Source organism: [Bacillus] enclensis (assembly GCF_001456935.1).
Lineage (GTDB): Bacteria > Bacillota > Bacilli > Bacillales > Bacillaceae_B > Rossellomorea > Rossellomorea enclensis.
In genome coordinates, this window is the sequence record NZ_KQ758482.1 from 1,345,037 (window position 1) to 1,358,393 (window position 13,357).

Below are 13,357 nucleotides of genomic sequence, written 5' to 3' on the forward strand. Positions count from 1 at the left end.
CTGAATTGCCTTTTGAATTTAATTTCTTTGTAGAAAAGATGTCTACAATCACTTATATATGTTCCCGTTATTTCCAATGTACATAATCTCCGCTATAGCCATCACTTTTTTTCTCGTTATGAATAATATAGTCATGCGTATGAAGACCTTTTGCCCCGCTCTCAATAGATGAAAGCAGCAAAGGGTTGAACCTTTTTGTTCGTAGGAGATGAACTTTTTACCATGCAGACGATTATTTTTCTCGGGAGTAATAAATCGGGCTCTTCAAGGGACGCCATAAGGGCTGCATCAGATATGGGCTATTTCACAGTACTATTGACAGATAGACGGAAATGGATCAAACAAAGGGAAGAGTTTCCGGATGTTCATCAAATGGTGTTGATGGACCGATTGTTGGATAAGGAGAAGATTTTCAGACAGCTTTCAAAAATCAATAACCAGGGAAAGCAGATAAAAGCTTTTGTAAGCTTTATCGATCCATTTGTCAGTTTGGCTGCTGAGATTTCCAAGGAACTCGGGCTTCAAGAGGTATCTGTCGCAGCATTATTTAAGATGGAGGATAAAACAAGATTCCGGGATGAATTACAAAATAATCCCGTGACTCCGCACTTTTCCATCTGTCTTTTAGACAAAGATGAAAATGAGTTGTTTACAGAGCACGTCAAGAAGCTTCCAGCGATTCTGAAATCCCCGGTATCAAACGGTTCAAAAGACGTCATCAAAGTCAATTCAAAAGAAGAATTCACAGAGGCTGTGCATCATTTCAGAAACCAGCTTGGCCAGGACCCCCTTCTTATAGAAGAATTCATATCCGGTCCCCAGTATTTAATAGAAGTACTCGTCCACAATTCCAATACGACGATCGTTGCCATCATCGAGCAGGAAATATCCAGTATGAACCGTTTTATCATTACGGGCTATCACATGCCGGCACGGTTATCGAAGCATGCCCGGGAAACACTGAATGAATCGATCGGTCAAGTCATGAAAGATATAGGTTTGTCCCACGGCACTTGCCACCTTGAAATGAGATGGACAGAAGGCGAATGGAAGCTGATTGAGATTAACCCGCGTATTTCAGGAAGTGCAATCAACCAGATGATACTGGAATCAACCGGAATCAGCTTAGTAAAAGAAACATTAAAGTTACACCTTGGTGAAAAGCCGGACCTTACTCCTTCAAAAGTAGAATATGTTTCTGCAGAATTCATTACGGTTGAAACCCAAGGAAGACTTGTAAAAGTTACTGGCAAGAATAAAGCAAAAAAAATAGACGGCGTCAAGATGGTCTACGTCAAGCCAAGAAAAGGGAGTGTGCTGACTCCTCCTTTATCAATGGGGGACCGGTATGCCTATGTTCTTGCCAGTTCCTCCGATCCCCTGAAAGCGAAGGAAATTGCCAAAAGAGCAGCAGGGGAAATTAAATTCTATATAGAGCCATTGTAGGTGATTGTTCATGACATTAATCGGCATGCTCCATTACAGGAAAAAGCCGCACCAAGTAAAAAAAGCTTTCGCATGTGCTTCCATCGCAAAAATGCACGATGTTGAATTTGTTTATTTCTCCTATCGAGCAGTGGACTTTGCCCTAAAAAAAATAAACGGCTGGGTTTTTCACGAGGGGAAATGGGTGGAGAGGACAATGGACTTCCCTGATTCCATCATCAATATCAGTGCACCAAAGACAGATTATCAATCGAATATTCGCAAGGCCTTAAAGCGTAATATCCCATTCATCAGTCATTCAATCGGGAACAAAATGAGCGTATATCGAAAAATCGAAGAAGGACATCTGTTTTCTCATTTCCTTATCCCAACTATCAACGTGACTGCATTCGATGAAGTCTTATCTTTCCTAAATAAATTCACCCGGCTTGTCATCAAGCCGCATTCAGGAAGTAAAGGCCGGTCGATCCATTTCATCACTCTCATGGAAGAGGATAAGATCCGCTGTGTGACCGGACTCGATGTTACCATATTTTCAATTGAAGAGTTTAAGGCATTCATCCAGAAATTGACGGCAGAGCAGAAGTATTTGTTGCAGCCATTTATCGAATGTAAGACGAAATCGGGATTGAACTACGATTTCCGCCTGCATGTGCAAAAAAATGAGTCTGGAAAATGGACGGTCAATTTAATTTATCCAAGGGTTAGCGGTAATGGAAGGTTGACCAGCAACATCAGCAGCGGGGGCTACCGAGGTGAACTGATTCCTTTTCTGATGGAAGAATTCGGAGATGATTACTATAACATCAAGCAATTATTGGAGTATTTCGCTGTTGCCTTTACGACCCATTTCGAAAGCCTCTATGAGAACCGATCATTTGATGAATTAGGGATCGATGTGGCCATCGATCAAAACCAACGCCTTTGGATTTACGAGGTAAACTGGCGTCCTGGCAGTAAAAACAGGGAGTTTTCAGTGGCAAAAAACCTGATCCCGTATGCACGTTATGTCGCCGAATCCAAAAGAAAGAAAAGAAAAAGGAGATTACAGTGAAAATATTACAATTACATGAAATCCTGTCTCCTATAAAGGGAGAAGTCATAAAAGAAGGACCACCTGTAAACTTGAAAAAGGTGATCACCCAAAAAAAGAAGCTCCAAAAAGGGACGCTGCTTTTTTGCCTGGATCGCAACCTGGGAAAAACGGACATCCAAAAACCTTTCCCCCCATGTGTCATCATAACTGACCGCCCTCAGAAACTAAAGAATATTACTGGAGACGCCACCATCGTAAAGGTGGATAATATCAAAGGCGCTTATCACCGCTTCCTTTTATTTCATAGAAAATCGTTCGAGGTTCCGATCATTGCTATAACAGGGACTTCCGGAAAAACGACAACAAAGGAAATGATCAAGCACATCCTTGCTGAAAGGCACAATGTAAAAGCCACTCTGGGAAACTACAACCTTTTCCGTTCGAATGCATCGGTGCTGGCAAACTTCGAAGAAAAGACTGATTTCGGCGTGTTCGAGTTCGGCGTGGGCAAAACAGGAAACCTGGACAAATGCAGCAAGTATTTCGGTCCATATTCCGCACTTATCACCGGGATAGGATCGGACCATATTGAAAGATTCGGCTCGCCTGAAAAATACAGGGATGAAAAACTTAAGATCCTGAATGGAGTCGGGGAAGACGGGATAATCATTTTAAATGCGGACTGTCCGAATACGGTTGAGGCAGTCCATAAAATGAATATAACCCCTATATGGTTCGGGACTGGAAACAATGCAGATTACAGGGCGGAAGATATACATTTTTCTGCTCAGGGAATGGAATTTACATTAATATTTAAGGATACAGGCTACCCTGTACTTATCCCAGGGCTCGGCGTGCACACTGTATATAATGCCCTTGCCGCACTGGCTGCTGCTCATTCTCATGGGATAGAGCTTCAGTCGGCGATAAGAAGGTTGAAGACATTCCGTCCTTTAAAGCGCCATCTGGAAGTAAAGAAGGGAATAAAAGGGGCCACTCTGATCGATGATACGTGGAATACAAATTCCAGCTCCGTTCATGCAGCACTTTCTGTCTTGAAGGAAGTTTCAAACGATAGACACTCGATTGCCGTACTTGGAAAAATCAGCGAACTTGGATCTGAAGAAAAAGCCGAACACAAAAAAATAGCCCGGATGGTCATCGAGAATCAGCCTTCCACCCTTATCACAATCGGCAAAACCGCCTCCACCATCGGGAAAGAAGCCATCAGGCTCGGGATGAATGCAGAAAACATCCACATGTGCGAAAAGCCCGAAGATGCCTTTTCTCTCATTCAAAAGCTGGCGGGGCCGGAAGCCATCATCCTTGTGAAAACATCGATGAGAGAATCATTCCGCGGTTTCCTCAAAAAGTTAAAAGCATGATAAAACGCCTCTGCTACTCACTTCTTTGTGAATAACAGAGGCGTTTCCAATACCGTAACAAAGCCGGCTGCACCTTAAAATCCTGCAAGTGTCTTTGCATACCGCATATTCTCATGTCTGATCTTATTGACCAGTGATTTATCCCCGGCAAAGGTCGCCACATAGTCATTAGGATTGCGGTGATTGATTTCGATCAGCCACATGCGACCTTCCCTGTCGATCCCGATATCAATCCCCAGCTTCCCAAAAAGAAATCCACAGTTCTCAATCGTTTTAGCCGCCATTATAGCGAGCTGCTCCATTTCCTTCAAATACTCCTTCCTTTTATCGGGGAACATTTTTTCCAGGGTGCGTGCAGCCTGTTCAACCTTCCCGCCTCTATGACGGTTGCTCACGATATGTCCCTTCACCCCGTTCCTGCCCATAATTCCAAAGTTTTTCCACTCTCCATTTCTGTCCTTGATCATGATTACACGGAAGTCAATGATCGATTCTTGAAACTGAAGGTGAAGCGGCTGCTGAAGAATGAATTTTTCTTCTCCAAAATTATCTTTAAGAAATTCTTCTGCTTCATATAAATCTTGAAAGAAATAGTCGTTTTTACTATCCTCTGCAATGTGCTGAACGAGCAATCCATCTTTTTTTTGCTCAATCTTCGCCACGCCTTTACCCTGCATCCCCTTGATTGGTTTGATATACGCGCCTCCGAACCGTTCCAGCATGTTTTCAACATCGTGCACATGTTTGAAAATGCGTGTGACCGGCAAATAAGCATTCAGTCCAGATGCTTGTTTAAACCATGAATACATTTCCCATTTAGTGAATGTGGAAGAATTGAAGATACGATTACCAATTATTCTCTCAAACTGTTGGTGCAATTCTTTCTTCAAAGAAGCTCGTTTGAAAATTGCAGTAGGAAAAGGATAGATCCCTTTGATCCACTTTTTTTCGATAGGATCGTAAAGATATCCAAACATCAACCTCTTATCAAAATCGATCCCTTCGTTTGAAAAAGCAATGATTGCACCGTTCACCTTATGATATTTTCTCACATACCTTCCAAGCTTTTGCACCTTTTCGTCCAGCTTCCCGGTTGTTCTTGCTGCCACAATCCCGATGATGGGCCCTATTTGGATTTCATCATCCTTATAAACGATTTCGTATGCCGGAATTAGGGGCAGCATCAGTGTCTCGATGACATCCCGTGTCATGATCATTTTCCCAATGTTGATTTTTTTAGAGGGGATGATTTTCACATCACATGTCTGAAGCCCGAATCTTACTGTTACCTTCATATTTACCGACAGTTCGCAGTCCTTGATCAGATCCGGATGCATGATAATGCGGTACCCTTTTTCTTCCCCTTTTTTCACCCTGAACCATGATTTCATTCTTTCACCCCGATTACTGTTGTCGCATTTACACCTTACTATACTATGAGCATCTTCAAGAATGTGCCAATTACCAATAACCATTTCCGCGTCATTTAAATATACATAGAAGAGACTGAATAAAAGCAGGAGTTGAAAAGAAGAATGACGCAGAACTATATAGGTGTGATCCTGCCGGATGGTATCTTCGACAGGCTGTCCACAGGTAAAAGCCAGATCAATGTACGTGCATACCAGGAAGCAGCCGACCACTTCGGCCTTATACCGGTCTTCATGAAGCTTAAGTGTCTCAAACCAGGAGAAGATAAAGTACAAGGATTCGTAAAAAAAGGAAAGGGGTACGAACTGGATACTGTCAATCTCCCAAAAGTGATCTACACACGCAGCTTCCTTTCAAAAAAGCAAAGCACCTTCCTCGATCAAAAAAACATCCAATTCTACAACAAAAAAGGGATCAGCCATGACAAATTCAGGATGCATGAAATCATGAGCCAAGATCCCGAGATTGCTGTCTCCCTTCCTGAAACGGTGAAAGGAACAGAAGAAAACCTTAAGATGATGCTGCAAAAGCACCGCAAGCTGATCCTGAAACCTGCCAAAGGAAGTCTCGGAGGCGGCATCATGAAAATAACCAGGGAGGATTCAGGGGGGTACCTTTTGAAATACCCCCTCGCAAGAAGAAAGTGGGAAGAGGTTCAGTTTAAAGAAGAGATTCCTGAGGTGATCAGGAAAGCCTTCAAAAAAAAGCTGTACATCATCCAGGAAAACATTGACCTTGCAACATATAAAAAGCGCCCGTTCGATCTTAGGGTAGTGGTACAGCGTGATCATACCGGGGATTGGGTTGTCGCCGGGATCCTCTGCAAAGTCTCACCCTCAAAGGATCAATTCGTGACAAACATCAGTCAGGGAGGAAGCTCCCTCTCTTTCGATCAAGTCGTAAATGGCCATTCCTACCTATCTTATAAACAGACATATGAAGCTATTTCATCCCTTACTTTAAAAATGGCAAAGCACCTGGAAAGATACACCGACCATATTGCGGATATCGCTTTTGATATTGCCCTGGATAAAAAAGGGAAACCTTTCTTCATCGAAAGTAATTTCCGCGGAAGGTACGGAAATGTCCGCTATAAAGGGAAGCGATATGAAGAATGGAAAGCAAAGCACTTCAACCCAATCGGATATGGCAGGTATCTATTGGACCGGTTGAAGTGAAACAGCATAAGAAAAGGGAACCCGGTCAGGTTCCCTTTTCTTATGCCGCGAAATTAATGAGGCATATAATTTACTGATTACATACGGTTTCTTTCAGGAAAAAATTCATTCCAGCTCATGACCCTCACTTTTTCCCTCAATAAATAGAAGAGAACGGCCAGCGCCATGATGATCATGACCATGATGGGCGGTGAAAATTGCTTGATATACTGTCCGAAAACGGTGTAGAAAAATGCGAGTGGGATGTTGGATATGATTGTAGCACGGACGAAAGGCTTGAACTGGGGATTTTTCTGCATCAGGCAAAGATTGAGCAGCTGGTAATGGATGAAGGGGATAAGACGCAATACTGCGATCTGTCCGGTGGTCAAATCCGCGCTTTTACCGAACCACTTTTCCTTCAGTCTCAACAGACGCTCATAAAAAGACGTAAAGCTTTTGATGGCAAAATAAAAGATAATGGATAAAAGCGTCAATCCGATCAGCGAGTAAATCGTACCGAGAATACTCCCGAAGAGGATGCCTCCAGCCATACAAACCAGGGCCACGGGGATAAAGAGAAACTGCCTCAGGACATGAAACAATATAAACAGAACAGGAGCGATGTATCCACTAGCTTCCATGATGGCGAATGCTGTTACTAGTCGGTCGTCCATAGCTAATGACCTCCTTCTGCTGCCTCTACTCTCTACAGTTTATACATTCTGTCTACACTATATGACAAGAGGAGAAGACTTAAGGGCAGACCGGGGATTGTCCGCCTATCACACCCCTTGATTGATCCAGATGAAGAGGATGCTGTGGACGATGACCAGGAAAGGGAACCCCATCGCAAACATTCTGTGCTTCGTCTTATGCCTGTAGACCTTCATGCCGATATACGAACCGATACTTCCCCCGATCACTGCCACGGTCCATAACGTCCGCTCACTGATCCTGTACTCATGCCGCTGCGCCTTCTTCTTATCCCTCCCCATCAGAACGAATCCGCTGATATTAATGATGAGGATGTATATGTATAAGAGATTTAGTAAAGATTCCATATTGGTTACCTTCTTTCAATCAAATTATGTTGGTTAACACTCTAAAATAAATATTGAAGTATTAGTTACCGCTATTGATTTCCGTGCAAGACTACGCTTTCCGCGGGTAGCCCGTGAGCCTCCTCGTCAAAGAAAGGAACTGTCCAGCTGCAGGGCTTAGAGCCACATGTCATAAGCCAAACCGACCAAGAAGGCAAAGAACGCCTTCGTGGCCGATTCGTCTTATGCCACACGCCTCTGAGCAAAGCCCTTCCGCATTTCGGTTAGGAGTCTTCGTCTTGCACTCCAATCAACCGCTGGTGACATTGCAAACCAAAGATAAAAGTTTAACTGAGTAATAATAAGCCTCAAACCTTTTATAAAAATTCATTTAAGATACTATATCTCTGTGTGGAAATATTTTGAGATTACTGAGTGTATTAGGTGGAAGTCATATGACTCCGACAGGAAATAGAGGAAAGGTCGAGCCTCCGTTAGGAATCTTTTGCTTACAGCGGAAAGGAACGGGAGCATGTTACTTACATTAAGAAAGGACTGACCCATGAGGCCAGTCCTTTGTCTGCTGCACGAGGCAAGCAGATATTATTTGTTAAGTTGAGCTTTAGCAGCTTCTGCTAATTGGTTGAATGCTTTTTCGTCAGCAATCGCAAGCTCAGCAAGCATCTTACGGTTAACTTCGATACCAGCAAGCTTCAAACCGTGCATTAAACGGCTGTAAGAAAGACCGTTCATACGAGCAGCCGCATTGATACGTGTGATCCATAATTTACGGAAGTCACGTTTCTTCTGGCGACGGTCACGATAAGCATACATGTATGATTTCATGACTTGTTGGTTTGCTACTTTATATAAAGTGTGTTTTGAACCGAAATAACCTTTTGCTAACTTAAGAACTTTTTTACGACGTCTGCGTGTTACTGTTCCGCCTTTTACGCGTGGCATAATAATTCCCTCCTATTTCTTACGTGCTTTTTATTTAAGGTTGTCAAGCATATGACGAATGCGTTTGAAATCTCCTTTAGAGACAACAGCTGCTTTACGAAGTTTACGCTTCGCTTTAGTAGATTTGTTTGCGAATAAGTGGCTTGTGTAAGCGTGAGAACGTTTAAGTTTACCAGAACCTGTTTTCTTGAAACGCTTAGCTGAGCCGCGGTGAGTTTTCATTTTTGGCATGTGCTTTTCCTCCTCGGGTCCTTTATTTTTCGTTAACTGGTGCTAGCACCAAGAACATGCTGCGACCATCCATTTTCGGCTTTGATTCAACAGTTGCTAGATCTTTACACTCTTCAGAGAAACGATCCAGTACACGTTGACCAATTTCTTTGTGCGTAATCGCACGGCCTTTAAATCGGATTGACGCTTTTACTTTGTCTCCTTTTTCAAGGAACTTGCGTGCGTTGCGAAGCTTAGTATTGAAATCATGCTCATCAATCGAAGGGCTTAAGCGCACTTCTTTAAGGTTGATGATCTTTTGATTTTTACGCGCTTCTTTTTCTTTCTTCTGCTGTTCAAATTTAAACTTTCCGTAGTCCATGATACGGGCAACGGGTGGTTTTGCATTTGGAGCAACAAGAACAAGATCAAGATTTACACGTTCAGCGATTTCAAGGGCTTCATTCTTGGATTTGATTCCAAGCTGCTCGCCATTTTGATCGATAAGACGTACTTCACGGGCACGAATGGTTTCGTTTAAGATCATGTCTTTGCTAATAAGTAGCACCTCCAAGGTTTATTAAAAGAATACAACGGCTTTGGTCTCAGGCACCCGCACGTTTTTGTCTGCACAAAAAAAGATGCGGGTGTCGAAACACCCGCATCTGATTATTAAGCATCTATAAAAAGCTTTAATAGTCATTATCATACCTGGCAACTGCCGATCGGCGTCATTCAGGTGAGAAGCGGGTAGCTTCTTCTTGTACCAAACTGTATTCAATTCACCTTAGATAATATATCACATGACATAAGTGATGTCAAACTATCGTTCTGATGTCACAACGTTTCTTATAATAGCAGACATCTTTGTGGAGTGCAATAGTTTTTTTATTTTGACACTTACAACAACGCTGTTGATTTCCGTGCAAGACTTCGTTTTCCGCGGGATTAACTGTCCAGCTGCAGGGCTTAGAGACACATGTCATAAGCCTCTGACCAAAGCCCTTCCGCTTTTCGGATAGGAGTCTTCGTCTTGCACTCCAATCAACAGCTGTATCCAGCATAAAATAAATTTTTATATTACACACATATATATCATGTATTGCAAGAAGACGGACCCGAAACCAGGTCCGTCCTTCAACTATTTATTATCGCTTTGCTTCTTTCACAATGTTTGCTATGAATTGATCCAGTGAGATCGTCTCTGATTTCTGTTCGCCGTATTTACGTACGTTTACAGCACGATCTGCAATTTCGTTATCACCGAGGACAAGCATGTATGGCACTTTGCTCATTTGCGCTTCACGGATTTTATAGCCCATTTTTTCATTGCGGTCGTCGATTTCAACGCGAAGGCCTTCTGCCTGCAGCTTCTCTTTTACTTCTTTTGCGTAATCGAAGTGGACATCAGGCGACACCGGGATCAGTTGCACCTGAACTGGAGCAAGCCATGTCGGGAATGCCCCTTTGTATTCTTCGATCAGGAAGGCAACGAAACGTTCCATTGTCGACACGACACCGCGGTGGATAACGACCGGACGATGCTGTTTACCGTCTTCCCCGACATAAGATAAGTCGAAACGTTCAGGAAGGAGGAAGTCAAGCTGGACAGTGGATAGTGTCTCTTCTTTACCAAGGGCAGTCTTCACCTGGACATCAAGCTTAGGTCCGTAGAATGCAGCCTCTCCTTCAGCTTCGAAATAATCAAGGTCAAGCTCATCCATCGCTTCTTTGATCATGCCCTGTGCACGGTTCCACATTTCATCATCATCGAAGTATTTCTCAGTATCTTCGGGATCACGATAAGATAAACGGAATGAATAATCATTGAGATCAAAGTCTTTGTATACTTCCTGTACCAGACGGACAACGCGTTTGAATTCTTCTTTGATCTGATCAGGACGGACGAAGATGTGAGCATCGTTCAGTGTCATCCCGCGCACACGCTGCAATCCTGAAAGTGCACCTGACATTTCATAGCGGTGCATCAAACCGAGCTCAGCAATCCGGATCGGAAGTTCACGGTAGCTGTGGATATCATTTTTGTAAATCATCATATGATGAGGACAGTTCATCGGACGGAGAACAAGGTCCTCGTTGTCCATTTCCATAACCGGGAACATGTTTTCCTGGTAGTGATCCCAGTGACCGCTTGTTTTATAAAGGTCAACGCTTCCCATGACAGGAGTATAAACGTGATCATAGCCGAGGCGCTCTTCTTTATCGACGATATAGCGTTCGATGATGCGGCGGATAGTCGCTCCTTTCGGCAGCCACATTGGAAGTCCCTGACCTACCTTTTGGGAATTCATGAAGAGGTTCAGTTCTTTACCGATCTTGCGGTGATCACGTTCCTTCGCTTCTTCCAGGAGTCGAAGATGTTCGTCCAGATCCGCTTTCTTGAAAAAGGCAGTTCCGTAAATACGCTGCAGCATTTTATTGTCGCTGTTTCCGCGCCAGTATGCACCAGCAATGCTCAACAGCTTGAATTCTTTGATTTTGTTTGTGGATGGAATATGGATCCCGCGGCAAAGGTCAAAGAATTCACCCTGCTCATAAATCGAAACCTGCTCGCCTTCAGGAATCGCTTCTAGAAGTTCAAGCTTGTATTCATCGCCGACTTCTTCATAAATCTTCTTCGCGTCGTCCCGGCTTACTTCTTTTCTAATGACTTCAAGATTTTCACCTGTGAGCTTCTTCATTTCTTTTTCAATAAGAGGAAGATCTTCAGGAGTGAAAGTATGTTCGGAATCAATGTCATAATAGAAACCGCCCTCGATTACCGGACCGATTCCAAGCTTTGTTTCCGGATAAAGGCGTTTAATTGCCTGTGCCATCAAGTGAGCCGTACTGTGGCGAAGGATTTCCAGCGCTTCTTGGCTGTCCGGCATGATGATTTCAATTTTTCCATCTTCCATGATTCCAGTGCGCAGGTCAATCAATTGATCATTTATCTTACCTGCAATCGCTTTTTTCTTCAGCCCCGGACTGATAGATGCAGCAATGTCCTCAGTGCTTGTTCCTTTTGGAAACTCCTTCACATTTCCGTCCGGGAACGTAATTTTAATCTGTTCAGACATGTGTGTTCACTCCTTTAATTTTTCCTGAATTTTTGGTAACGGCGTGGGTTTCATGGATTCAATAGAACCAGATATTATAGATTTAAGTTGGCTCAAGCTGTTGAATGGAGTGCAAGACGCAGACCCCTATCAGAAAAGCGGAAGGGCTTTGGTCAGAGGCGTGTGGCATAAGACGAATCGGCCGTGAAGGCGTTCTTTGCCTTCTTGGCCGGTTTGGCTTATGACATGTGCCTCTAAGCCCTGCAGCTGGACAGTTAATCCCGCGGAAAGCGAAGTCTTACACGGAAATCAACAGCGTATTGAAAGCCAAAACAAAAAACCCCGCCCCTTCATAATTGAAGGGACGAGGCTTATAGATAAACTCGTGGTTCCACCCAACTTCTCACCCTCTGCATAAAACGCATGAGAATGACTTCATTGAAAACGAATAACGACATTTAGCCGTCAATCCTTAACGGGGCCGGCGGCCTTTTCTGGATTGAAGTTCCGAGGCGGTAAATATTACTGTCGAATTAGGAAGCTTGCAGCCATGACTTCCCTCTCTGTGAATCGAATAGGAATATTGTTGTCCTCTTCATAACCTTTACCTTATAGACTTATTATGTAGGTATTATAATCGGTTATGCAGTCAAAAGCAAGGGCAAAAGGGAAAAATAGGCTTCCTATTCATTTGCGATATCAATTGAACGATAAAGGAGCGTTTCAGGAAAATAATGATGTGGAAGCAGCTCGATCCTCTCTTCAAAAATATTCTGAAGGGTCCTCACCAGATTATGCTCCCCATTCCCGTATACGTATATCTTGTCGGGAGCAATCGATAGCAGAGGTGCAATCGTATACGAATCGACATAAAGGGGATGATTGGTCAAAAGCCGCTTGTCTATGAAAGCAGTGAGCTCTTCTCTTGATACTTCCTTCATATTTTCATCGAAAAATCGAAAGCCAAAGCCGGTGGAGTAAAGATGGATTGTATCGAGCTTTTTCTCCCTGGAAGCCAAATACTCCCTCAGCATATGAATGAACATTTGATATTCCTGCTCCATCTTGTATTCATCAATTGCAAGTTCCACCATTTCAGTCATCCGCAGCTGCAGCTTTTTCAGCCGGAATGTACTGAAGGAATCGAATGAGACAGGGGTGTTGCCGTCGAGCAGCAAATCAAGGCTTTTCCTGATAAAGGAGTGCTCATCCCATTTTTCTATAAGCTGGTCAAGCTCTGGCCGTTCTCCCATTCTCATGTCTGAAACGATTTCAAGTATCTGCTCGATTTCGTGGGCATCTTCGTAATAAAATTGGGTCCTTAGAATGTCCTCCGCCCAGTCGATGCATTTATCAAAAAGAATGTACTCCGTAGTCCCTTTTAGCAGCCTTTCTTCACCGTTATGGGAAGATGAAACATCTATAGTAAGATTATAATGGGTTTTATGTTGAAAGAGTGTTTCGTGAAACCAAGATTGCAAATCAAACTTGGTCAGGTATTGTTGAAGCTTCAGTGCATCATTTTTCTGTCTGAAAATGAATTCAATCAAACTTGCTCCCCTCCTTAAAGCCGGAATCCCTGCTTTATATATATGGGGGGCTTGTATGAATTAGAAGTTTGATTGTG

At 43.2% G+C, this 13,357-nt stretch carries 12 protein-coding genes and 1 other annotated feature; of the genes, 4 read left to right on the top strand and 8 right to left on the bottom strand.

What is annotated here, in order from left to right:
- The first annotated feature begins 222 nt into the window (after positions 1–222).
- From AS034_RS06755 to AS034_RS06765, 3 genes are read left to right on the top strand one after another with little or no spacing between them, the layout of a single operon-like run.
- Positions 223–1,446, top strand: coding sequence for an ATP-grasp domain-containing protein (locus AS034_RS06755; protein ID WP_058297934.1), 1,224 nt, complete (start codon positions 223–225; stop codon positions 1,444–1,446).
- A 10-nt stretch (positions 1,447–1,456) separates the two neighbouring features.
- Positions 1,457–2,500, top strand: a complete 1,044-nt coding sequence (locus tag AS034_RS06760) for a YheC/YheD family protein (protein ID WP_058297935.1) — start codon at positions 1,457–1,459, stop codon at positions 2,498–2,500.
- Positions 2,497–3,867 (top strand): Mur ligase family protein, encoded by a 1,371-nt coding sequence (locus AS034_RS06765; RefSeq protein ID WP_058297936.1) that lies wholly within the window; start codon positions 2,497–2,499, stop codon positions 3,865–3,867. The genes AS034_RS06760 and AS034_RS06765 overlap by 4 nt, the downstream gene beginning before the upstream one ends.
- Before the next feature lie 74 nt (positions 3,868–3,941).
- Here AS034_RS06765 and AS034_RS06770 read toward each other — a convergent pair whose 3' ends face one another.
- The gene (locus tag AS034_RS06770; RefSeq protein ID WP_058297937.1) at positions 3,942–5,258 is read right to left on the bottom strand and encodes a YheC/YheD family endospore coat-associated protein; all 1,317 of its coding nucleotides are present in this window, start codon (positions 5,256–5,258) and stop codon (positions 3,942–3,944) included.
- 144 nt (positions 5,259–5,402) lie between these two features.
- Here AS034_RS06770 and AS034_RS06775 point away from each other — a divergent pair, with 144 nt between their 5' ends.
- Complete coding sequence (locus AS034_RS06775) at positions 5,403–6,476, top strand: YheC/YheD family protein (RefSeq protein WP_058297938.1); 1,074 nt, start codon at positions 5,403–5,405, stop codon at positions 6,474–6,476.
- Between the two features lie 77 nt (positions 6,477–6,553).
- Here the strand turns inward: AS034_RS06775 and AS034_RS06780 are convergent, their stop codons facing one another.
- From AS034_RS06780 to AS034_RS06810, 7 genes are all read right to left on the bottom strand, one after another.
- A complete protein-coding gene (locus AS034_RS06780) occupies positions 6,554–7,132 on the bottom strand; it encodes a TVP38/TMEM64 family protein (protein WP_058297939.1) in 579 nt (192 codons plus the stop codon).
- A 108-nt stretch (positions 7,133–7,240) separates the two neighbouring features.
- On the bottom strand, positions 7,241–7,519 hold the full coding sequence (locus AS034_RS06785; protein WP_058297940.1) for a DUF1294 domain-containing protein: 279 nt from the start codon (positions 7,517–7,519) through the stop codon (positions 7,241–7,243).
- A 582-nt stretch (positions 7,520–8,101) separates the two neighbouring features.
- A complete protein-coding gene (gene rplT, locus AS034_RS06790; protein ID WP_032087388.1) occupies positions 8,102–8,461 on the bottom strand; it encodes a 50S ribosomal protein L20 in 360 nt (119 codons plus the stop codon).
- A gap of 30 nt (positions 8,462–8,491) precedes the next feature.
- Positions 8,492–8,692, bottom strand: coding sequence for a 50S ribosomal protein L35 (gene rpmI / locus AS034_RS06795; RefSeq protein ID WP_032087387.1), 201 nt, complete (start codon positions 8,690–8,692; stop codon positions 8,492–8,494).
- Positions 8,693–8,714: 22 nt separating this feature from the next.
- Positions 8,715–9,218, bottom strand: a complete 504-nt coding sequence (gene infC / locus AS034_RS06800) for a translation initiation factor IF-3 (RefSeq protein ID WP_032087386.1) — start codon at positions 9,216–9,218, stop codon at positions 8,715–8,717.
- Between the two features lie 82 nt (positions 9,219–9,300).
- Positions 9,301–9,440: a sequence feature (ribosomal protein L20 leader region), on the bottom strand.
- Between the two features lie 379 nt (positions 9,441–9,819).
- Positions 9,820–11,751 carry a threonine--tRNA ligase gene (gene thrS, locus AS034_RS06805; protein WP_058297941.1) on the bottom strand — a complete coding sequence of 644 codons (1,932 nt, stop codon included), beginning with the start codon at positions 11,749–11,751 and terminating at the stop codon, positions 9,820–9,822.
- Between the two features lie 662 nt (positions 11,752–12,413).
- Complete coding sequence (locus AS034_RS06810) at positions 12,414–13,280, bottom strand: putative sporulation protein YtxC (protein WP_058297942.1); 867 nt, start codon at positions 13,278–13,280, stop codon at positions 12,414–12,416.
- Between the last annotated feature and the right edge of the window lie 77 nt (positions 13,281–13,357).

Bases quoted from the DNA above. Each gene is read 5' to 3' on its own strand.
- AS034_RS06760 (WP_058297935.1), top strand. From the start codon at position 1,457: ATGACATTAATCGGCATGCTCCATTACAGGAAAAAGCCGCACCAAGTA.
- rpmI (WP_032087387.1), bottom strand. From the start codon at position 8,692: ATGCCAAAAATGAAAACTCACCGCGGCTCAGCTAAGCGTTTCAAGAAA.
- AS034_RS06775 (WP_058297938.1), top strand. From the start codon at position 5,403: ATGACGCAGAACTATATAGGTGTGATCCTGCCGGATGGTATCTTCGAC.
- thrS (WP_058297941.1), bottom strand. From the start codon at position 11,751: ATGTCTGAACAGATTAAAATTACGTTCCCGGACGGAAATGTGAAGGAG.
- AS034_RS06770 (WP_058297937.1), bottom strand. From the start codon at position 5,258: ATGAAATCATGGTTCAGGGTGAAAAAAGGGGAAGAAAAAGGGTACCGC.
- AS034_RS06780 (WP_058297939.1), bottom strand. From the start codon at position 7,132: ATGGACGACCGACTAGTAACAGCATTCGCCATCATGGAAGCTAGTGGA.
- infC (WP_032087386.1), bottom strand. From the start codon at position 9,218: ATGATCTTAAACGAAACCATTCGTGCCCGTGAAGTACGTCTTATCGAT.
- AS034_RS06755 (WP_058297934.1), top strand. From the start codon at position 223: ATGCAGACGATTATTTTTCTCGGGAGTAATAAATCGGGCTCTTCAAGG.
- rplT (WP_032087388.1), bottom strand. From the start codon at position 8,461: ATGCCACGCGTAAAAGGCGGAACAGTAACACGCAGACGTCGTAAAAAA.
- AS034_RS06785 (WP_058297940.1), bottom strand. From the start codon at position 7,519: ATGGAATCTTTACTAAATCTCTTATACATATACATCCTCATCATTAAT.